A 19,576-nucleotide genomic window follows, 5' to 3' on the forward strand; every position below is an offset into this window, starting at 1 on the left:
CGGCGAGCTACCCCGGGTAGCGGCTGTAGCAACGCTCCATCTCGCCGCCCACGCCGGCCCGGAACGCCGCTATCCGGGTGAACCCGGCCGGCACGCTGACGCCGTCGGCGTCACTGGCCACCATATGGTTGGTGAGCAGCCCGGCGACGGCCTCGTCGAGGTCTCCGGCCGTCAGGATCAGCGAATTCCCCGACGGCAGCTCGATGTTGTCGGCCATCTTGCGGTGCGCGACGCCGGTGAGACATGCGGTGCGAAGCGCGGTCCACGGGCTCTGCATCGGCAGGTTGCGCTCGTGCTGGGCCGCCAGCGCGTACCTGGACATCACGATCGACAGCGCGGTGTCGTCACCCTGGGGCAGGCTGTATTCCCGCTCCCCCGCGACTTTGCCCATCGTCGCCAGCGCGGGCAGGTCGACCGCGATGGTGTTGGTGGCCGGGCAGTACGAGGCGGGCGGGCTGGGTTTCGCATTGGAGCAGCCCCCGGTCTTGAACGACAACGTCGGCGGATTCTTCGGGGAGAAGATCTTGCCCATCAATTCCATCAATGTCTTCAGCGTGTCTTCGGTGATCTCGACCTCACCGGTTTCCGAGGATCCGCTGGTGTCGACCCGCAACGTTGTCGGCAGGTCACCGCGGCGCTGCTCGATCTCGGCTTTGTTGATCGTGGCGCACGCCGAGGTTCCGGTGACGAAACCCATCTGGAAGGCACTCACCCGGTCCAGCGCCGAGCCGTGCTCGTCGTCGTTGGACTCCTCGGCGTCCATCACCGGATCACGGGTGGTGATGATGCCGGCCAGCACGTGATCGAGCCCGTCGGCGGTGCTGAGGGTGAAGCGCGGCGACTTGCCCTCGGCCACGTGGTAGAGGTACACACCGGCAAAGCAGTCCGCTTGCTGTTCGTAGACGATGGTCGGATCTTTGCGGGTGACCAGTTTGGCCATCGCCTGCAGTGCGTGCCCGAATTCGTGAGCCAGCACGCCGTTGACCGACATGTCGCCGAAGTACTGCTTGGCGGTCGGCATGAACACCCCGCGATCCCAGGCGATCAGGTTGCAGCGAGAGGTGAAGAAGGCGTTGACGTTCTGGTAGGTCTCGTTGCGACACACCAACGGACTGCTCGGGTCTTTGGAGTTGTAGGACACCAACTTGTCGACGGGCTTGTACGAACCTTTCAGCGGCGCCTTGTAATTGGCTCTCCAGTACTCCTCGATGTCGTTGATCGACAACAACGACAACTTGTCGATCGCTCCGTTGTCGGTGTTGACCACGGTGCCGGTCGCGGCCGGGGCGTTCGGTTTCGGTCCGCTCGGCCCGTTGGTCGCCGGCAGGCCGCCCACTCGGAACGGGTCGTTGAGGATCGACACCGCCCGACCGTTGACCACCGTCGAACAGCCCGCCACCATGACGACCGCTCCCAGCAACGCCGTCACGGCCCGCACCGACGCGTTCACCCGGCGTGAGCGCAACCTCATTCAACCAACCCCGTCCCCGACCGGCCTGCACACAGCAACTTATTCTAGACACCGCACGGGAACGCGTCGGACCGGCGCGGCACGCGAAAAGACTTGCGGGTCAGGCCATCAACATCGCGGACGCGGTGTCGGCACTATTGGCGGCCCCGACGATGATCGCGAAGATGACCCACAGCACGCCGAGGGCGAGCAATGCCCCACTGATGATGACTCCGGCGAGCGCCATGCCGCGTCCGTCTTGACCGGTCTTCTTGATCTGGCCCAGCGCAACGAGGCCGAACACCAGGCCCAGGATGGTGCCGATGCCGCATAGCCAGCCGAATAGCGAGCACACCAACGAGGCGATCGCCAACCCGTTGGTACCCGCACTCTGCGGGTAGCCGCCGTAGGGACTCGGCGCCGGCGGCGGATAGCCGTAACCGTCGGGAGCGGCGGGCGGTTCGTAGCCGTAACCCCCGGGTGGCGGCGGCGGATACTGGGGCGGTTGTTCCGTCAACGGACCCTCCTACACCAATCACGATGCCGTGGCTGAGAGTTTGCCAGCATCAGGCCACACTCTACTTCCATGGCGCGCGCCGTGACTAGGGCTGCACTACGACACCCGCGTACGATTCCGCTTGGCCCGGGGGTTGACGCCTGTCCACCCCAAAGCCGGGACCGCACAACGGTTTTCACCTGAGCGGCACCGGTGTTCATGCCGCCCGCCGGCACGCGCGCTACCCGGTCATGGCTTGGCGAGCACGTGGCGAATCCGGTCCCCCATACTCGGAACCCCGTTGCGACCGCCGAGATCCTGCGCATACAAGCCGACGGCATAGGCGACGCCGCCGCCCTGGATGCCCAGCGAGGTGCGGTCGATGTGTTCGAGGTTGTCGCCCTTCTGGTGGTAATTGGGGTCGAACGGCTCGTTGGCCGTCCCGCCCCACAACTTGGCCTCCTCGTCGGACTTCTTGGCCTCCGCACCGGCGAACAACCCACCCGACGGGATGCCGGACAGGGTGAACCCGTCGTAGTCGGAGCGGCCGTCGAACGAGGTGTCGCGCGCGGTCTTGCCGGACAGCTTCAGGTAGTTGACCAGCGTGCGCTCGATGCCGGCCGAACCTTCCGGCACCACCGGCTGGCCGCGGGTGTCCAGCGGCAGCGACTGGTCACCGTCATAGGTGAAGTAGCCCGGGTTGGGCGAGGCCAGCATGTCGAAGTTCAGGTACAGCGCGATGTTCTTGAGCGCTTCGATGTCCAGGGACTCGACGTACTTGCGTGAACCGATCAAACCGAGTTCCTCGGCACCCCAGAAACCGAACCGCACCGCGTTGTGCACCTGCGGTGAATTGCCAAGCTGCACCGCGGTTTCCAGGATCGCGGCCACTCCCGAACCGTTGTCGTTGATGCCCGGCCCTTCCGGCACGCTGTCCAGATGCGCGCCGGCCATCACCACGTCGGTCGGTGAGCCGGTCTTGGTTTGCGCGATGACGTTGCGCGCCTTGACATCCTGGGTGTTGGCGGCGAGCTTGACGGTCGCCAGGCCAGCCTTGGTGCGCAGCTGGTAACCGACGGACTTGGTGACGCTGACCACCGGGATCTTCACGTCGGTGTCCGCGCCGAGCGTGCCGCCCATCGCCTGCTCGTCGACGTTGTCGATGACGATCAGCGCGACGGCGCCGCGCTGGGCCGCGGCGTCCTCCTTCTGGGCGAACTGGCAGGCACCGCGGTTGACCACCACCACCGCACCCTGCACCGGCAACCGGTCGTAGTCGTTCGGCGTGCATCCGGGGCTCTCGCCTTCGGGTGCGAACAGCAGCGGTCCCGTCACGCCTTCCGGTCCGGTGCCGCGGCTGTACTCCAGCGCACGGGACTCGGAGTTGAAGTCGCCGACGGCAACCGAGCCCTTCTCGGCGTGGAACACGCGCGCGGTGAACTCCGGTGTCTGCACGTCGAAACCGCTCTTGCGCAACGTTTCGACGACGTAGTCCACGCTCGCCTCGTAGCCGGGGGTGCCTACGGCGCGAGTGCCGTTGTGGGCATTGGCGATCTCCTGCAGCTTGGACAGGTGCGCCATCATCGCGTCGGCGGTGACCTTGTTGCGCATCGTGGTGGCGAACTCGGTCGCGGCTTGGCTGTTGCCCGCTGGTTGCGACTCGTGGGTGCAACGTCCGCAACCGGTGGCAAGCAACGTGATCAGGGTCAGCACCGCGAGCGCGGCGGGAAGCGTCTTCGATTTGTTCAGCATCGCGCCCAGACTAGACGCCTTCGCGCCGTTATCAGACGGACAGTCCCGTGAACGGTGCGAACGGGATATTGCGCACCACGAACCAGGCCACCCACAGCACCAGCGTCACCATCGCCGCCCAGCGGGTGTGTTGCCAACTCTTGATTCGCCGGCCCACCAGCCGGCCGTACGTCCAGGCGAAGTAGGCCCACACCAGCAGTACGACCGCGACCAAGCCCAGCGCGTTGAACCTGATGGCCGCCAACACATCTGCGTGCAGCAAGCTGTAGATCATCCGCAAGCTGCCACAGCCCGGGCAGTCGATTCCCAGCAGCGCTTTGGTCGGGCAGGTCGGCAGCGGGCCGCCCGGTGTGGTCGGGTCGCCGAGCCAGATCGCAGCACAGACCAAGACCGACGCGCCACCGACCAGCAGTGGCGCGCCCAGCCTCAGCGGCTCCGCGGCTTGGCGGACCTCCATGAACTCAACCCGTGCTCAGAACAGCATTGCCGCCAAAGCGCCACTGGTGTCCGGCGCGTTGGACGCGAGCAGGACCGCGAAGACCAGGTAGAGGACGAACAAGATGACCCAGGCGATGACCGACCACTTCACCCACTTCTTGGCCGCATCGGCGGAAGCCTGCGCTTCGGCATGCAGCCCCTGTGCCCACAGCCCAGAAACCTGACTGGCCTTCACGATCGCGACGATTCCGGTCGGCGGGAAGCAGAAGATCGTTGCCAGGATCGCCAACACCAAGTTGTTGTTCGGCGCTTGTCCGCCGGCGGGCTGCTGCGGCGGGTAACCGGGGGGTTGTGTCATGGCGTCTCCAGGTCGAGGGGAGTTAGCTGGCGTGAAGCGAGGCTTACCATACCGGAGACCCGGCCGCACGGCATCACTGAATTTGCGATCGCGCCCATACCCGTTCAGGCCGGCCCACGGCCATCCCGCGGTGTCGCGAATTCGCTTGCAGTCATTGACTTTTCGAGGATCGTCCGGCCGCCGGGTCGCGCACGGATCAGTGCTGTGTCAGACAGTGGCCCATGGAATGGATCGGTGCAGCGCCGCACACCGTACGCCTTTTGGCAAAAACCCTGTTTTCTGGCGAGCCGCGCAAATACACTCCCGATACCGGCACAGCCGCACCATCGGGCCCACAAAACAAAGGAGCACCAAATGCCTCACTTCACGAATCTGTTGCGGACCGCTTCCGCTGCGGCGCTGCTGGCCGGTGTCGGCTACGCGGGCATGGCGACCGCGAACGCCGAACCCAACGAAACCCTTGTCGGCGTCTTGTCCAAGGGCTACTCAACGAGCAACTGCAGCGCCAAGGAGCCGGCCAGTGGGATGGTCGCGGTCTTGGAATGCGGACAGAACTCCACCGAGGGCGGACCCGTCGTCGGCAAGTACATGCTTTTCAGCAACGCGACCGACCTGGCCAGCGCATTCACCGCCAGCATCAAGGACGACACCCTGACCAAGTGTGGCGACGCCCAATCGCCCACCACGTGGACTCAGGGCAATGCCACCTCCCCGTCCGGACAGGTCGCCTGTGGGACCTACCAGGGTCAGGCCGAAGTCATCTGGACCACCGACGCCAAGAACGTGCTGAGCTTTGTCCGGGCGTCCAACACCGACACCGCTCCGCTCTACCAGTGGTGGCGCACCAACGGCTAACCCGTTGAGCTACAACGCTTTCAAGATCAGATCGGCGACGGCCCGCATCCCGGCACCGTTAGGGTGCAGCGGTGCGGGCCGACCCGGTAGCGGCACACCGGGTTTCGTCACCCAGGGCTGCGCCGACCACGCGTGATGCTCGCGGCTGGCCGCCGCGGCTTTAACCAAAGCGCAATCTGTCGCCGCGGCGGCTTGGGCGGTCAGTTGTTCCAGGGCGGTGGCCAGATGCCGCCCCAGTGCGGCATTTTCGTCGGACAGCGGCGACGCCGGCACACCCGCGGGTGGTAGCACGGTCAGGTAGTCGACAAAGAAGATCCGCGCCCGCGGAGCCCGCTCGCGCAGCGAACGACCCACCTCGTACAGCGAATCCGCCACCTCGGACAGCGCCCGGTCGCGGGCGTCCCGATCCAGTAGTTCGGTGATCCAGCCACCCAGCAGCGGCAGGTGCCGCAGCAGCGACGGCAGCGACGCCGCCATCAGCGACGGGATGTAGCCGATGTCGTTGCCCCCGATGGTGACGGTCACCAGTGCCTCCGAACCGTCCAGCGCGGCGATCTGCGGCGGTGCGCCGTGTTGGCGGTCGGTCAGCACATGCGCGGTGGTGGCACCGGAATAGGTGACGTCGGTCAGTTCCAGGCCGGCCTGTTCGGCGACCAGATGCGCGTAGTTGCGGGCCGAACGTCCCGCCCGCCGCGGTGCGCCCGCCGCGCGCGGCCGGATCCCGGGACCGGCCGCCATCGAACTGCCTAGCGCCACATAGCGTTTCATCGGTCGGGGCTGGACGCCTGTGCCCAGAATCGCTTCGGGATCCGACCGGCTCCCCGCGCCAAATGGCCGGCGGTGACCGCCGCCGCCATGGCCGCGGCCATCGCCGGCGGATCGGCCGCCCGGGTGACCGCGGTGGCCAACAGCACAGCGTCGCAACCCAACTCCATGGCCAGCGCGGCGTCGCTGGCGGTGCCGATGCCCGCGTCCAGCACCACCGGGACGCCGGCGCGGGACACGATCATCTCGATGTTGTGCGGGTTGGTGATACCCAGACCGGTCCCGATCGGTGAACCCAGCGGCATCACCGCCGCACATCCGGTGTCCTCCAGGCGCCGGGCCAACGCCGGGTCGTCGTTGGTGTAGGGCAGCACCACGAACCCGTCGTCCACCAATTGTTCTGCCGCCTTTACCAATTCGACCGCATCCGGTAACAGGGTGCGCTCGTCGGCGATCACCTCGAGCTTCACCCAGTTGGTGTCGAGCGCTTCGCGGGCCAGTTGTGCGGTCAGCACCGCTTCGGCCGCGCCGCGGCACCCGGCGGTGTTGGGCAACGGCGTGATGCCGAGCCGGTTGAGCAGGTCCAGCAGTCCGGTGCCACCTTCGGCGTCCACCCGCCGGATCGCGACGGTGGTCAATTCGGTGCCCGACGCCGTCAGCGCCTCCTCGAGCACCGCCAGGTTGCCTGCGCCCCCGGTACCCATGATGAGTCGTGAGGCGAAACTACGATCCGCGATCGTCAGTTTGTCAACCACCCTGCACCGCCGTCACTACGTCGATTCGGGCACCGTCGAACAGCGTTGTCGCCCAGTTGGACCGCGGCAACAACGAGGAATCCAGCGCCACCGCGATACCCCGGTCCGGAAAGCCCATCGAGGCCAACAGATTGGCCACGGTGGTCTGCGGGTCGACCTCGACCCGGCGTTCGTTGACAAGCACGATCATCAGCGGACTCCCACCGGAATGAGTTGCGACACAATCTGTTCGGCCGTCCACGGCGCCAGCAGGAACCCGGACCTGCCGTGACCGGTGGCGACCAGCGTGCGGTCGTCCAGGCGTTGCACAATGGGCAGGTTGTCCGGCGTCATCGGGCGCAGACCCGCGGCGCACTCGGCCAGTTCGTACTCACCCAGCGCCGGCAGCACCGCGCACGCGTCGTCGAGCAGGTCGCGCACCCCCGACACCACCGGGGCCGTGTCGCGGCCGTGCTCGTACTGGGTGGCGCCCACCACCACGCCGTCGGCGCGCGGCACCAGGTAAACCTGCCGGCCGTGCACCCGCGCTCGAATGACCCGCTGCGGCAACGGCATACAACCCTTTCGCCAGCGCAGCCGCAGCACCTCGCCCTTCACCGGCCGCACCGGCAGGCCGGGCCACAACGCGGGTGCGTCGATGCCGTTGGCGATCACCACCGTGTCACCCTCGGCGGCGCCCAGCGCGGTGACCGGTCCGGCCCACCGGACTTCGAGTCGCGCGCAGTCAGCGACCAGCGCGTCGAGAACCGCGCGGTTGTCCACCGCCAGTTCGGTCGGAGCCCGAAACCCGTGCCGGATGCCCTGGGCCAGCAGCGGTTCGACGTCGCGGGCGGCGGACTCCCAGACCACGGGGTGCCCCTGCTGGGACAGCCAGTCCGCCACGGTCCGCAGGTCGGCGACGTCGGCCCGGTCGACCGCCACCACCAGCGATTCGCGCGCGGTCACCACCTGCGGGTCCAGTCCGTCCAGGAATCCGCCGTCGCGCCACAACCGCAGCGACTCCAGCCCCAGCCGCAACAACCGTTCCTCGCCGGGCCAGCCTTCGCTGTGCGGGGCCAGCATGCCGCCGGCGACCCACGAGGCGCCGCGCTCGCCGTTGGCGTGCAGCGTCACCGACAACCCGGCCTGCGCGGCCCGGCGTGCCACCGACAGGCCGATGACACCGCCGCCGATCACGGCCAGAGACTGCATCCTGTGCTCCCTTCGCCGGCATGACCCGGATCAGGTGTGACGGTAAGGACAGGTCCGTTGGCGGCAGTGTCCACTCTCAGCCCCGCTCACTACCCGGGACTCCCGTGCGTTGTCGTGTGTTTCCAACGTTCCACGCTAGCGCGCTAACGTCGCGGTGTGCACCAACCCTTGCTGCAGAACGCCCGGTTGTACCTGTGCACCGACGCCCGGCGCGAGCGCGGCGACCTCGCCGAGTTCGCCGACGCGGCCCTGGCCGGCGGGGTGGACATCATCCAGCTGCGCGACAAGGGTTCGCCCGGTGAGCAGCGCTTCGGCCCGCTGGAAGCGCTCGACGAACTGGCCGCCTGCGAGGTCCTGGCCGACGCCGCCCGCCGGCACGGCGCCCTGTTCGCCGTCAACGACCGCGCCGACATCGCCCGCGCGGCCGGAGCCGACGTGCTGCATCTGGGCCAACGCGACCTGCCCCTGCAGATCGCTCGCGACATCGTCGGACCCGGGCCGGTCATCGGGCTGTCCAGCCACGCACCCGACGAGACCGCAGCGGCGGCGCGTTCCATGGCCGACTACTTCTGCGTCGGCCCGTGCTGGCCCACCCCCACCAAACCGGGCCGCGCCGCGCCGGGCCTGGACCTGGTCCGTTACGCCGCCGGATTGGCCACCGACAAGCCGTGGTTCGCCATCGGCGGCATCGATCAGCGGCGCCTGCCCGAGGTACTGGACGCCGGCGCCCGCCGGGTCGTGGTGGTGCGCGCCATCACCGCGGCCGAGGATCCGAAAGCGGCCGCTGAGGCGCTCAGCTCAGCGCTGGCCGCACCGCCCCGTCCAGCGTGAATCCCACGACACCCGCACGGCGCGTCGCGTCGCGCAGTTCACGCTCGCAGCGGCAGCGTTGCCAGAACGGCGCGCAGCTCTTGCCAGCTGGCGGCAAACCCCGGGTGTAGCGGCAGGCTGGCCACCTCGTCCTCACTCACCCAGCGCATCTCCGCGCTTTCGTGGTTGGGGACGGTCTCCAGCATCTCCTCGGCGTCGGCGATCACGGTCGTGTAATGCCAGTCGATGCCTTTGCGGCCGGCGACCTCGGCCGTGACCATCGCAACCCGCACCGTCAGCCGCCGGCCGTCCACGCCCGCCTCTTCGTACGCCTCCCGCACCGCGGTCTCTTCCGGGGTCTCGTGGCTGTCGCGGGCACCGCCGGGCAAACCCCAGGTGCCACCCTGATGACTCCAGGCCGCTCGATGCTGCAGCAGGACCACGGGACTGCCGTCGTGCCGGGGCGCCCGCAACAACAGGCCGGCCGCACCGAATCTGCCCCAGTAGTGCCGGCCGTGCTCGGATATCACCCATCCGTCGCCGTCGCCCCGCACTGAATCAGGATAGGCATGCGGTAATTCGCCTCGCCTCCCCACATCCGCTGCGAGATGCTCATAAACTTTCGCTTATACGGGTTCGTGAGATGGCCGAAAGATGAGGGCTGAGCAGAAGTGACGGTTGAGCTGGCGCATCCGTCTACCGAGCCGCTGGGATCGCGCTCGCCCGCCGAACCCGCCCATCCACGCTGGTGGTTCATCTCCACCACCCCCGGGCGCATCCTGTCCATCGGCATCGTGCTGGCCGCGCTCGGCGTCTCCAGTGCCTTCGCCACCTCGACCACGATCAACCACCGCCAGCAGGTGCTGACCACGGTGCTCGACCACACCGAGCCGCTGTCGTTCGCGGCTGGGCGGCTCTACACCACGCTGTCGGTGGCCGATGCCGCGGCAGCCACCGCGTTCATCGCCCAGTCCGAACCGCGAGCGGTCCGGCTGCGTTACGAGCAGGCCATCACCGACGCCGCGGTGGCGGTGACCAGGGCGTCCAGCGGCCTGACCGACGAGTCGCTGGTGCAGCTGCTGGGCCGGATCAACGCCGAACTCGCGGTGTACACCGGGCTGGTCGAGACCGCGCGCACCAACAACCGGGCCGGCAACCCCGTCGGATCGTCGTACCTGTCGGAGGCGTCGGGGTTGATGCAGTCGCGCATCCTGCCCGACGCACAGCGGCTCTACCAGGCGACGTCGGCCCGGGTGGACAGCGAAACCACGGCGTCCACCGAAATCCCGGCTCCCGTCATCCTGGTGGTCGCCACCACCGTCGTGTTCGGCGCGTTCGCGCACCGGTGGCTGGCCCGGCGCACCCGGCGCCGCGTCAACCCCGGCCTGGTCGTCGGGGGTCTCGGTATCCTCGTCATGGTGGTATGGGTCGGGACCGCGTTGACTATTTCCACCACTGCGAGCCGCAGTGCGAAAGACACTGCCGCCGAGTCGTTGAAAACCGTCACCAACCTGGCCATCACCGCCCAGCAGGCCCGCGCCGACGAGACGTTGTCGCTGATCCGCCGCGGCGACGAAGAGGTTCGCAAGCGGGCGTTCTACCAGCGTATCGACGCCATGCACCGCCAGCTCGACGCGTACATGGCCCGCAATGACGCCGTCGACAAGGTCGATCTGCAGGGCGCCGAGCAGCTGCTGGATCGCTGGCAGCAGGCCAACGACCGGATCAACGCCTACATCTCGGTCGGCAACTACCGGTCGGCCACCCAGGTGGCGTTGGGCAAGAACGAGGACGACTCCACCCCGGCCTTCGACAAGCTGGACGAGGCGCTCACCAAGGCCATCGAGCAAAGCCGTAATCATCTGCGCAACGACGTGCTCAACGCGAAGCGTGGCCTGGCCGGGGCGCAGATCGGTGCGGTGGTGCTGAGCCTGGGCGCGGCGATCGCGGTCGCGCTGGGGCTGTGGCCGCGACTGAAAGAGTATCGGTGATGAGGCGCCTGCTCGTCTTGGTCGCGGCGGCGGTGTTGCTGGTCGGCTGCGGTCACTCCGAACCGTTGAAAGTCGAGGCGATCCCCACGCTGCCGCCGCCGACACCGGTGGGCATGCAGGAATTGCCGATGGAGACCCCGCTGCCGCCGGATACCACCAGCCAGGACTGCAATCCCACCGCCAGCCTGCGCCCGTTCCCCAACAAAGCCGACGCTGACGCCGCCGTGGCCAACATCCGCACCCGCGGCCGGCTGATCGTCGGGCTGGACATCGGCAGCAACCTGTTCAGCTTCCGGGACCCCATCACCGGCGACATCACCGGCTTCGACGTCGACATCGCCGGGGAGGTGGCACGCGACATCTTCGGCGGGCCCAACCACGTCGAATACCGGATCCTGTCGGCCGACGAGCGCATCACCGCGCTGCAGCGCTCGCAGGTCGACATCGTCGTCAAAACCATGACCATCACCTGCGAGCGCCGCAAGCTGGTCAACTTCTCCACCGTCTACCTCGACGCCAGCCAGCGCATCCTGGCCCCGCGGGATTCCTCGATCAGCAAGGCGGCGGACCTGTCCGGGAAGCGGGTCTGCGTGGCCCGCGGCACCACCTCGCTGCGCCGGGTCCGCGAGATCGCGCCGCCGCCGGTCATCGTGTCGGTGGTGAACTGGGCCGACTGTCTGGTGGCGATGCAGCAACGCCAGATCGACGCGGTGTCCACCGACGACACGATCCTGGCCGGGTTGGTCGGCGAAGACCCGTCGCTGCGCATCGTCGGGCCGAACATGGCCACCCAGCCCTATGGCATCGGGATCAACCTGGACAACACCGGACTGGTCCGGTTCGTCAACGGCACCCTGGAACGCATCCGGAACGACGGCACCTGGAACACCTTGTACCGCAAGTGGTTGACGGACCTGGGCCCCGCGCCACTGCCGCCCCAACCGAAGTACGTGGACTGATGGGCAAGCCGGCGCAGCAAGACCAGCGGGACGAACTCGACCAGGACACCGCCGCCGAACCGGCTTACCAGCCGGAGGACGTGCAGACGGGTGCGACCGCCACGACGGGCCAGCCGCAGGCCACGCAGGCGTTGTTCCGGCCCGATTTCGACGACGACGATGACGACGACTCCGCCTGGACGCTGGGCTCCATAGACACCCAGCCGCAGGACCGCCTGGCCGGGGCGACGCGGTCGTTGCCGCCGGTCCGACAGCTCGGCGGCGGACTGGTGGAGATCCCGCGGGTGCCGGACATCGACCCGCTCAAAGCGCTGATGGAAAACCCGGTCGTCCCGGAGTCCAAGCGCTTCTGCTGGAACTGCGGGCGGCCGGTCGGGCGGTCGGGCTCGGAGGGCGAAGGCGCGTCGGAGGGTTGGTGCCCGTATTGCGGCAGCCCGTATTCCTTTGTGCCACAGTTGAATCCGGGCGACATCATCGCCGGCCAGTACGAGGTCAAGGGTTGCATCGCGCACGGCGGCCTGGGCTGGGTCTACCTCGCCGTAGACCACAACGTCAACGACCGGCCGGTGGTGCTCAAAGGCCTGGTGCATTCCGGTGACGCCGAGGCGCAGGCGATCGCGATGGCCGAGCGACAGTTCCTGGCCGAGGTCGTGCACCCCTCGATCGTGCAGATCTTCAACTTCGTCGAGCACAACGACAAGCACGGCGACCCGGTCGGCTACATCGTCATGGAGTACATCGGCGGGCAGTCGCTCAAGCGCAGCCGCAAGAACGGCAAGACCGAGAAGCTGCCGGTTTCCGAGGCGATCGCCTACATCCTGGAGATCCTGCCCGCCCTGAGCTATCTGCATTCCATCGGCTTGGTCTACAACGACCTGAAGCCGGAGAACATCATGCTCACCGAGGAGCAGCTGAAGCTGATCGACCTCGGCGCGGTGTCGCGGATCAACTCGTTCGGCTACCTGTACGGCACGCCTGGCTACCAGGCGCCCGAGATCGTGCGGACCGGCCCGACCATCTGCACCGACATCTACACCGTGGGGCGCACGCTGGCGGCGTTGACGCTGAATCTGCGCACCCGCAACGGGCGTTACGTGGACGGGCTGCCAGACGACGACCCGGTGCTGACCGAGTACGACTCCTTCGGCCGGTTGCTGCGCCGGGCCATCGACCCCGACCCGCGGCGGCGGTTCGCCAGCGCCGACGAGATGTCCGCGCAGCTGATGGGTGTGCTGCGTGAGGTGGTGGCCCAGGACACCGGGGTGCCCCGGCCCGGGTTGTCGACGATCTTCAGTCCCAGCCGCTCGACGTTCGGGGTGGACCTGCTGGTGGCGCACACCGACGTGTACCTGGACGGGCAGGTGCATTCGGAGAAGCTGACCGCCAAGGAGATCGTGACGGCGCTGTCGGTGCCGCTGGTCGATCCGGCCGACGTCGCCGCGCCGGTGCTGCAGGCCACGGTGCTGTCGCAGCCGGTGCAGACGTTGGACTCGTTGCGGGCCGCGCGGCACGGCTCGCTGGACGCCGACGGTGCCGACGTGTCCGAGTCGGTGGAACTGCCGCTGATGGAGGTCCGCGCGCTGCTGGACCTGGGTGACGTCAGCAAGGCGACGCGCAAGCTCAACGACCTGGCCGAGCGGGTCGGCTGGCAGTGGCGCCTGGTGTGGTACCGCGCGGTGGCGGAGTTGCTCACCGGCGATTACGACTCGGCCATCCGGGATTTCGCCGACGTGCTGGACACCTTCCCGGGGGAGCTGGCGCCCAAGCTTGCGCTGGCCGCGACCGCCGAGTTGGCCTCGCAGCCCGACGAGCAGAACTTCTACCGGCGGGTGTGGGGGACCAACGACGGCGTGATCTCGGCGGCTTTCGGATTGGCCAGATCCCTCTCGGCCGCCGGTGATCGCAACGGTGCGGTGCGGGTGCTCGACGAAGTACCGCCCACCTCAAGGCATTTCACCACCGCCCGACTGACCAGCGCGGTGACGCTGCTGTCCGGGCGGTCGCAGAACGAGATCACCGAGGAACAGATCCGCGACGCCGCGCGCCGGGTGGAAGCGCTGCCGGCCACCGAGCCACGCGTCCTGCAGATCCGCGCGCTGGTGCTGGGCGGCGCGATGGACTGGTTGCAGGACAACCGGGCCAATAATCAAGCCAGCACCAATCACATCCTGGGCTTCCCGTTCACCGACCACGGTCTGCGGTTGGGTGTGGAGGCGTCACTGCGCAACCTGGCACGTGTGGCGCCGACCCAGCGGCACCGGTACACGCTTGTGGACATGGCCAATAACGTGCGGCCGATCAGCACTTTCTAGTCGCCACCGTGGCGCTTCACCCTCGACCGCTGGGCGTTGCGCGTGAACCCTGGGCGTTGCGCGTGAAGCCTGGGCGAAGATCCGCCGATTTCCCCGCCCTACGTTCACTCCGAAAACCCTGACTTCACAACCAAAGCCAAGTACTCACACTCTACCGCTGTTCAGGAGCGCTCCCGCGTTGCGCGTGAAGCCTGGGCGTTGCGCGTGAAGCCTGGGCGTTGCGCGTGAACCCTGGGCGAAGATCCGCCGATTTCCCCGCCCTACGTTCACTCCGAAAACCCTGACTTCACAACCAAAGCCGTCATTGCCCACGCCAACCCCGTTCCTCCATCACCACTCTCACTCGGCGCACGATTTCGGCAGGCCGATTCTCGACGACGATGCGGACTATGATCCAGCCCATCTGCTCGAGCATCTCCAAGCGCCGAATGTCGTACACATATCGTCCGCGTTCGGTCTGGTGGTGCTTACCCTCGTATTCCACGCCAACCAGAAACTGTTCCCAACCCACGTCCACGTGCGCGAACGGAATCCCGTCCTTGCCCAGTACCGGGATCTGGGTCTGCGGCCGCGGGAACCCGGCTTCGATCAAGAGCAGCCGAAGGTAGGTCTCCCTCGGCGACTGCGCACCCGCGTCGACGAGTTCCAGCGCGGTCTCCAGACGTCGCAGACCTGGCGAGCGCGGGTGGCATCGTGCGAGTTCCAGTACATCGGGCACTTTGAACCCCGTCGCAGCCGCCAGCGCATCCAGTCGAGCAACCGCTGAGTGCAGTGCTCCCCTCCGGCCGATGTCGAATGCGGTGCGCTCCGCCGTGGTGACCGAACGGCCGTCGATCGTCTGCTTTTCACCGTCCAACAGCAGACACCTTCTGGTCACGATGCCACGGGGTGGTCGAGAGTTGTTACAGATCAATTCGATTGGGACGTCTCGGGGAATCCACCTGGCGCCGTGCAACGCAGCCGCGGCCGCACCCGCGACCGTAGCGCCTCCCTTGCACCACAGCCAAGCCGCCGCGATGCGCTGCTCCAGTAACGGCTCGGCCCGCGCCGCGAGGTAGACGTCGGGCAGCAAAGCGCGGTATCGCGTGCGCAGCTGATGGCGATTCAAGGTCCCACCGGCCAGCGCCCTGCTGCCGAAGAACGGCTCCTCCATGACCGGCAGAGTCCCACGGACAAGGCAAACCGCGCATTCGGCTATCCACAGCTACAACACGCCTACGCAGTCGCGCGCGATGGCCAGCTCCTCGTTGGTCGGCACGACCAGCACAGAGATTCGCGACTCGTCCGACGAGATGCGCCGAGCGCCGCTGCCGGTCGCGTTGCGGTCCTCGTCGAGCTCGATCCCCAACTCGCGCAGCCCGGCCAGAGCGTCCCGGCGCACCGCCACGTCGTGCTCACCGATCCCGGCGGTGAAGCTGATCACGTCGGTGTGGCCAAGCACCGCCAGGTAGGCGCCGATGTACTTGCGCAGCCGGTGGATGAACACGTCGTAGGCCAATTTGGCTGCGGCGTCGCCGGATTCGATGTTGGCGCGCAGCCGGCGGAAGTCGCGTTCACCAGCCAGGCCCTGCACACCGGACTTCTTGTTGAGCATCGTCTCGATCTCGTCGACGCCCATCTCGGCGGTGCGCCACAGGTAGCTGATGACGCCGGGGTCGACATCGCCGCTGCGGGTGCCCATCACCAGGCCCTCCAACGGGGTCAGACCCATCGACGTCTCCACCGGTCGGCCACCCACCACCGCCGACGCCGACGCGCCGTTACCCAGATGCAGCACAATCTGATTCACGCTGTCCAGAGGTCGGCCCAGGAACGCAGCGGCCTGCTGGCTGACGTATTCATGTGAGGTGCCGTGAAATCCGTACCGCCGGATCTGATAAGCAGCGGCCAGGCCCCGGTCGAGGGCATAGGTGGCGGCCGCCGCGGGCAGATGGTGAAAGAAGGCGGTGTCGAACACCGCGACATGGGGCACCTCGGGCAGCAGCTTGCGTGCCACTTCGATGCCCGTCAAGGCCGGGGGATTGTGCAACGGCGCCAGCGGCGAAAGCTGGTGTAGCTCTCCGACCACCGCGTCGTCCAGGCGCGTCGGTTCGTGGAATCTGTTGCCGCCGTGCACGACTCGGTGCCCAACCGCGACCAGCCCGCTGTCGTGCAGGTCGATGCCGTCCTCGGACAGCAGGTCGAACGCACGGCGCAGCGCCGCTTCGTGGTCGGCAACCGACGACGAGGGTTCCCCGATCTGCTCTACCACGCCGCCGGCCCGCGACTCCCCCGAGTCTGGATCGACGAGCTGAAACTTCAGCGACGACGAACCGGAGTTGATCACCAGCACCAGACGGTCACTCATCGGGGATACCCTGCGCCTGAATCGCCGTGATTGCAACGGTATTGACGATGTCCTCGACCAGCGCGCCCCGAGACAGGTCGTTGACCGGCTTGCGCAGACCCTGCAACACCGGCCCGATCGCGATGGCACCGGCGGACCGCTGCACCGCCTTGTAGGTGTTGTTCCCGGTGTTCAGGTCGGGGAAGATCAGCACCGTGGCGCGCCCGGCCACCGGCGAATCGCGCATCTTGGTGGCCGCGACCGACGGATCCACCGCGGCGTCGTACTGGATTGGACCTTCGACCAGCAGCTCCGGTTCCCGGGACCGCACCAGTTCGGTTGCCTCGCGCACCTTGTCGACATCCGCGCCGGATCCCGACGAGCCGGTGGAATAGGACAACATCGCCACCCGGGGGTCGATGCCGAACTGCGCGGCGGTGCGCGCCGAGCTGATCGCGATGTCGGCGAGCTGTTCGGGCGTCGGGTTCGGAACAATTGCGCAGTCCCCGTAGGCCAGCACCCGATCGGGCAGACACATCAGGAAGATGCTGGACACGGTGGACACATCGGGAACCGTCCGGATGATCTCCAATGCGGGACGGACGGTGTGAGCGGTGGTGTGCACCGCACCGGACACCATGCCCTCGACTATCCCGTTGTAGACCAGCATGGTGCCGAAATACGTTGCGTCGTTCATGATCTCGCGGGCTTGCTCGACGGTGACGCCCTTGGCCTTGCGCAGTTCGGCGTACTGCTCGGCGAATTGTTCGTGCAGGTCGCTGGAGCGGGGGTCGATCACCGTCGCCGCGTCCAGACTGACACCGAGTTCGGCTGCGCGCGAACGGACTTGCGTCTCGTCGCCCAGGATCGTCAGGTTGGCGACCTCGCGCTGCAGCAGGCGCCCGGCGGACTTCAGGATTCGGTCGTCCTCACCCTCGGGCAGCACAATGCACTTGCGGTCCGCCCGCGCCTGCTGTTGCAGCTGACGGGTGAACATTTGCGGCGTGATCACCGTGGGGATGGGAATGGCCAACTGCTCCAACAGGTCCGCGACGTCTACGTGGCGGTCCATCAGTTGCAGCGCCGTGTCGATCTTGCGTTGCGACGAGGCGGTGACCCGGCCGCGGGCCGAAGCCGCGGCGCTGGCGGTGTCGTAGGTGCCCAGCGTGGTGGCGATGATCGGCAGCCGCAGACGCAGGCCGGACACCAGGGCCGCTATCGAAGGATGCAGGTCGAAACCGCCGTTGAGGATGATGCAGGACAGCGACGGAAACCCTTGCGCCGCATGCGCACTCGCCACGGCCAGCACCACGTCCGAGCGGTCACCGGGAGTGATCACCGCCATGCCGTCGCGCAGCCGTTCCAGCACGTGGTCGGCGGTCATCCCGGCGACCATCACGCCCATCACCTCACGTTCCCGCAGCGTGGCGTCACCACTGACCGGTGTGCCGTTGACCGCGTCGCACAGTTCGGCCACCGTCGGAGCCGCCAGCAGCGGTTCCTCGGGCAATACATAGCTGCGCGGGGTGAACTCGCGCAGTGCCTCCCGGACCGCGTCCAGCTCGTCGGGTTCACACCGGTTGGCCACCACCGCCGCGGTGTGCGCCCGCTGCGTCGACAACTCCGCCAGGCAGACCTCGACGACGGCAGCGACCTCCTGCGGGGTGCGGTCCTTGCCGCGCACCATCAGCAGCACCGGCGCACCCAAGTTGACCGCGATCCGGGCGTTGACCGCGAACCCGGCCGGTGTCGTCGCGCCGCCGATGTCGGTGAAATCGCTGCCCACGATCACCACCGCGTCGCACTTCTCGGCCATCGCGTGATACGCGTCGGCGATGCACGACATCGCCGCGTCGCCGTCGTCGTGCAGTTGCTGGTAGGTCACCCCGACGCACTGTTCGTAGGGCAGGCCCGCAGTCGAGTGGTCGAGCAGCAACTCCAAGATGTAGTCGCGGCCGTCCCCCAACCGCGTAATCGGCCGGAACACACCGACTTTGGCGACGGTCGCGCCCAGGCGGTGCAGCAGGCCGAGCGCAATGGTCGACTTGCCGGTCTCGGCTTCGGGTGCGGCGATGTAGATCCCGGAGATGTCAGCCAAGTTTGCGCAACCTGGGTTCGAGATCCTTCTCGAAGAGCTCCAGGAAGCGCCGCTGATCGTGCCCGGGCGCGTGGAACACCAGGTGGTTGAGGCCCCACTGCACGTACTGTCCGACCTTCTCGACCGCCTCGTCGGGATCGGAGGACACGATCCAGCGCTTCGCGATCTGCTCGATCGGCAGGGCGTCGGCGGCCTTCTCCATCTCGATGGGGTCGTCGATGCTGTGCTTCTGTTCGGCACTCAACGACAACGGCGCCCAGAACCGGGTGTTCTCCTGGGCCAGCTCGGGGTCGGTGTCGTAGGAGATCTTGATCTCGATCATCTTGTCGATGTCGTCGACGTTGCGGTCGTTGATCTGCGCTCCCTCCCGGACCGCGGGCATCAGCTTCTCGGTGTAGAGCTCCTCACCCTTGCCGGACGTGCAGATGAAGCCGTCGCCGGCGCGGCCGGCGTACTTGGCCACCGCCGGGCCGCCGGCCGCGATGTAGACGGGGACGCCGCCCTCGGGCACGTCGTAGATGGAGGCGCCCTTGGTGCGGTAGTACTCGCCGTCGAAGTCGACGCGGTCGCCGCGCCACAATTCGCGCATCAGCCGCACGGACTCCCGCAGTCGGGCGAACCGCTCCTTGAACTCCGGCCAGTCCCCCTCGTAGCCGGTGGCGATCTCGTTGAGCGCCTCCCCGGTGCCGACGCCGAGGAAGACGCGGCCCGGGTACAGGCATCCCATCGTGGCGAACGCCTGCGCGATGACGGCGGGGTTGTACCGGAAGGTCGGGGTGAGCACCGACGTGCCCAGCTGCAGCCGCTCGGTGCGCTCCCCGACGGCGGTCATCCACGCCAGGGAGAACGGCGCGTGCCCGCCCTTGTGCCGCCACGGCTGGAAATGGTCGCTGACGGTGGCGCTGTCCATGCCGTGCGCTTCGGCGAGGACGGCCAGTTCGACGAGCTCGCGCGGTGCGAATTGTTCGGCGGACGCCTTGTATCCGAGTTTCAGTTCAGCCACTGTTTCTTTCTACTCCT

Annotated in this window: 19 protein-coding genes; 5 read left to right on the forward strand and 14 right to left on the reverse strand. The window is 67.4% G+C overall.

From position 1 onward, the window contains the following. Positions 1–7 precede the first annotated feature (7 nt). From AC5Y46_RS17820 to AC5Y46_RS17840, 5 genes are all read right to left on the reverse strand, one after another. Positions 8–1,471, reverse strand: a complete 1,464-nt coding sequence (locus AC5Y46_RS17820) for a neutral zinc metallopeptidase (protein ID WP_499944670.1) — start codon at positions 1,469–1,471, stop codon at positions 8–10. A gap of 100 nt (positions 1,472–1,571) precedes the next feature. After that, on the reverse strand, positions 1,572–1,967 hold the full coding sequence (locus AC5Y46_RS17825) for a DUF4190 domain-containing protein (RefSeq protein ID WP_499944669.1): 396 nt from the start codon (positions 1,965–1,967) through the stop codon (positions 1,572–1,574). 228 nt (positions 1,968–2,195) lie between these two features. Continuing rightward, positions 2,196–3,698 (reverse strand): M28 family metallopeptidase, encoded by a 1,503-nt coding sequence (locus AC5Y46_RS17830; RefSeq protein WP_499992424.1) that lies wholly within the window; start codon positions 3,696–3,698, stop codon positions 2,196–2,198. A 31-nt stretch (positions 3,699–3,729) separates the two neighbouring features. Next, positions 3,730–4,155, reverse strand: coding sequence for a DUF2752 domain-containing protein (locus AC5Y46_RS17835; protein ID WP_499944667.1), 426 nt, complete (start codon positions 4,153–4,155; stop codon positions 3,730–3,732). A 15-nt stretch (positions 4,156–4,170) separates the two neighbouring features. After that, a complete protein-coding gene (locus AC5Y46_RS17840; protein WP_499944666.1) occupies positions 4,171–4,494 on the reverse strand; it encodes a CD225/dispanin family protein in 324 nt (107 codons plus the stop codon). Between the two features lie 354 nt (positions 4,495–4,848). Between AC5Y46_RS17840 and AC5Y46_RS17845 the strand changes: the two genes are divergently transcribed. Continuing rightward, positions 4,849–5,349, forward strand: a complete 501-nt coding sequence (locus AC5Y46_RS17845) for a serine/threonine protein kinase (protein ID WP_499944665.1) — start codon at positions 4,849–4,851, stop codon at positions 5,347–5,349. 9 nt (positions 5,350–5,358) lie between these two features. Here the strand turns inward: AC5Y46_RS17845 and AC5Y46_RS17850 are convergent, their stop codons facing one another. From AC5Y46_RS17850 to thiO, 4 genes are read right to left on the reverse strand one after another with little or no spacing between them, the layout of a single operon-like run. Beyond that, positions 5,359–6,117, reverse strand: coding sequence for an SGNH/GDSL hydrolase family protein (locus tag AC5Y46_RS17850; protein WP_499944664.1), 759 nt, complete (start codon positions 6,115–6,117; stop codon positions 5,359–5,361). Continuing rightward, on the reverse strand, positions 6,114–6,818 hold the full coding sequence (locus AC5Y46_RS17855; RefSeq protein WP_499944774.1) for a thiazole synthase: 705 nt from the start codon (positions 6,816–6,818) through the stop codon (positions 6,114–6,116). Before AC5Y46_RS17855 ends, AC5Y46_RS17850 begins: the two co-directional genes overlap by 4 nt. Positions 6,819–6,861: 43 nt before the next feature. Next, the gene (gene thiS, locus AC5Y46_RS17860) at positions 6,862–7,059 is read right to left on the reverse strand and encodes a sulfur carrier protein ThiS (RefSeq protein WP_499944663.1); all 198 of its coding nucleotides are present in this window, start codon (positions 7,057–7,059) and stop codon (positions 6,862–6,864) included. After that, entirely contained in the window at positions 7,059–8,060 is a 1,002-nt protein-coding gene (gene thiO / locus AC5Y46_RS17865; RefSeq protein WP_499944662.1) for a glycine oxidase ThiO, read from the reverse strand. Before thiO ends, thiS begins: the two co-directional genes overlap by 1 nt. 156 nt (positions 8,061–8,216) lie before the next feature. Between thiO and thiE the strand changes: the two genes are divergently transcribed. Next, positions 8,217–8,891, forward strand: coding sequence for a thiamine phosphate synthase (thiE, locus tag AC5Y46_RS17870; RefSeq protein ID WP_499944661.1), 675 nt, complete (start codon positions 8,217–8,219; stop codon positions 8,889–8,891). Between the two features lie 38 nt (positions 8,892–8,929). Here thiE and AC5Y46_RS17875 read toward each other — a convergent pair whose 3' ends face one another. Continuing rightward, positions 8,930–9,424 (reverse strand): NUDIX hydrolase, encoded by a 495-nt coding sequence (locus AC5Y46_RS17875; RefSeq protein ID WP_499944660.1) that lies wholly within the window; start codon positions 9,422–9,424, stop codon positions 8,930–8,932. 117 nt (positions 9,425–9,541) lie between these two features. Here AC5Y46_RS17875 and glnX point away from each other — a divergent pair, with 117 nt between their 5' ends. Genes glnX through AC5Y46_RS17890 form a run of 3 tightly spaced genes read left to right on the forward strand, consistent with a single transcriptional unit; the run spans position 9,542 to position 14,132 of the window. Continuing rightward, the gene (gene glnX, locus AC5Y46_RS17880) at positions 9,542–10,861 is read left to right on the forward strand and encodes a protein kinase G-activating protein GlnX (RefSeq protein WP_499944659.1); all 1,320 of its coding nucleotides are present in this window, start codon (positions 9,542–9,544) and stop codon (positions 10,859–10,861) included. Then, complete coding sequence (locus AC5Y46_RS17885) at positions 10,861–11,820, forward strand: glutamate ABC transporter substrate-binding protein (RefSeq protein ID WP_499944658.1); 960 nt, start codon at positions 10,861–10,863, stop codon at positions 11,818–11,820. Before glnX ends, AC5Y46_RS17885 begins: the two co-directional genes overlap by 1 nt. Next, a complete protein-coding gene (locus AC5Y46_RS17890; protein WP_499944657.1) occupies positions 11,820–14,132 on the forward strand; it encodes a serine/threonine-protein kinase PknG in 2,313 nt (770 codons plus the stop codon). Before AC5Y46_RS17885 ends, AC5Y46_RS17890 begins: the two co-directional genes overlap by 1 nt. Before the next feature lie 301 nt (positions 14,133–14,433). Here AC5Y46_RS17890 and AC5Y46_RS17895 read toward each other — a convergent pair whose 3' ends face one another. From AC5Y46_RS17895 to fgd, 4 genes are read right to left on the reverse strand one after another with little or no spacing between them, the layout of a single operon-like run. Then, positions 14,434–15,285 carry a putative endonuclease domain-containing protein gene (locus AC5Y46_RS17895; RefSeq protein WP_499944656.1) on the reverse strand — a complete coding sequence of 284 codons (852 nt, stop codon included), beginning with the start codon at positions 15,283–15,285 and terminating at the stop codon, positions 14,434–14,436. A 51-nt stretch (positions 15,286–15,336) separates the two neighbouring features. Continuing rightward, a complete protein-coding gene (locus AC5Y46_RS17900; RefSeq protein ID WP_499944655.1) occupies positions 15,337–16,479 on the reverse strand; it encodes an acetate kinase in 1,143 nt (380 codons plus the stop codon). Next, entirely contained in the window at positions 16,472–18,556 is a 2,085-nt protein-coding gene (gene pta / locus AC5Y46_RS17905) for a phosphate acetyltransferase (RefSeq protein WP_499944654.1), read from the reverse strand. Before pta ends, AC5Y46_RS17900 begins: the two co-directional genes overlap by 8 nt. Next, positions 18,549–19,559: a glucose-6-phosphate dehydrogenase (coenzyme-F420) gene (gene fgd / locus AC5Y46_RS17910; protein WP_499944653.1), complete on the reverse strand. Its 1,011-nt coding sequence runs from the start codon at positions 19,557–19,559 to the stop codon at positions 18,549–18,551. Before fgd ends, pta begins: the two co-directional genes overlap by 8 nt. Between the last annotated feature and the right edge of the window lie 17 nt (positions 19,560–19,576).

The sequence above is a fragment of the Mycobacterium sp. NGS59 genome, from assembly GCF_059812345.1.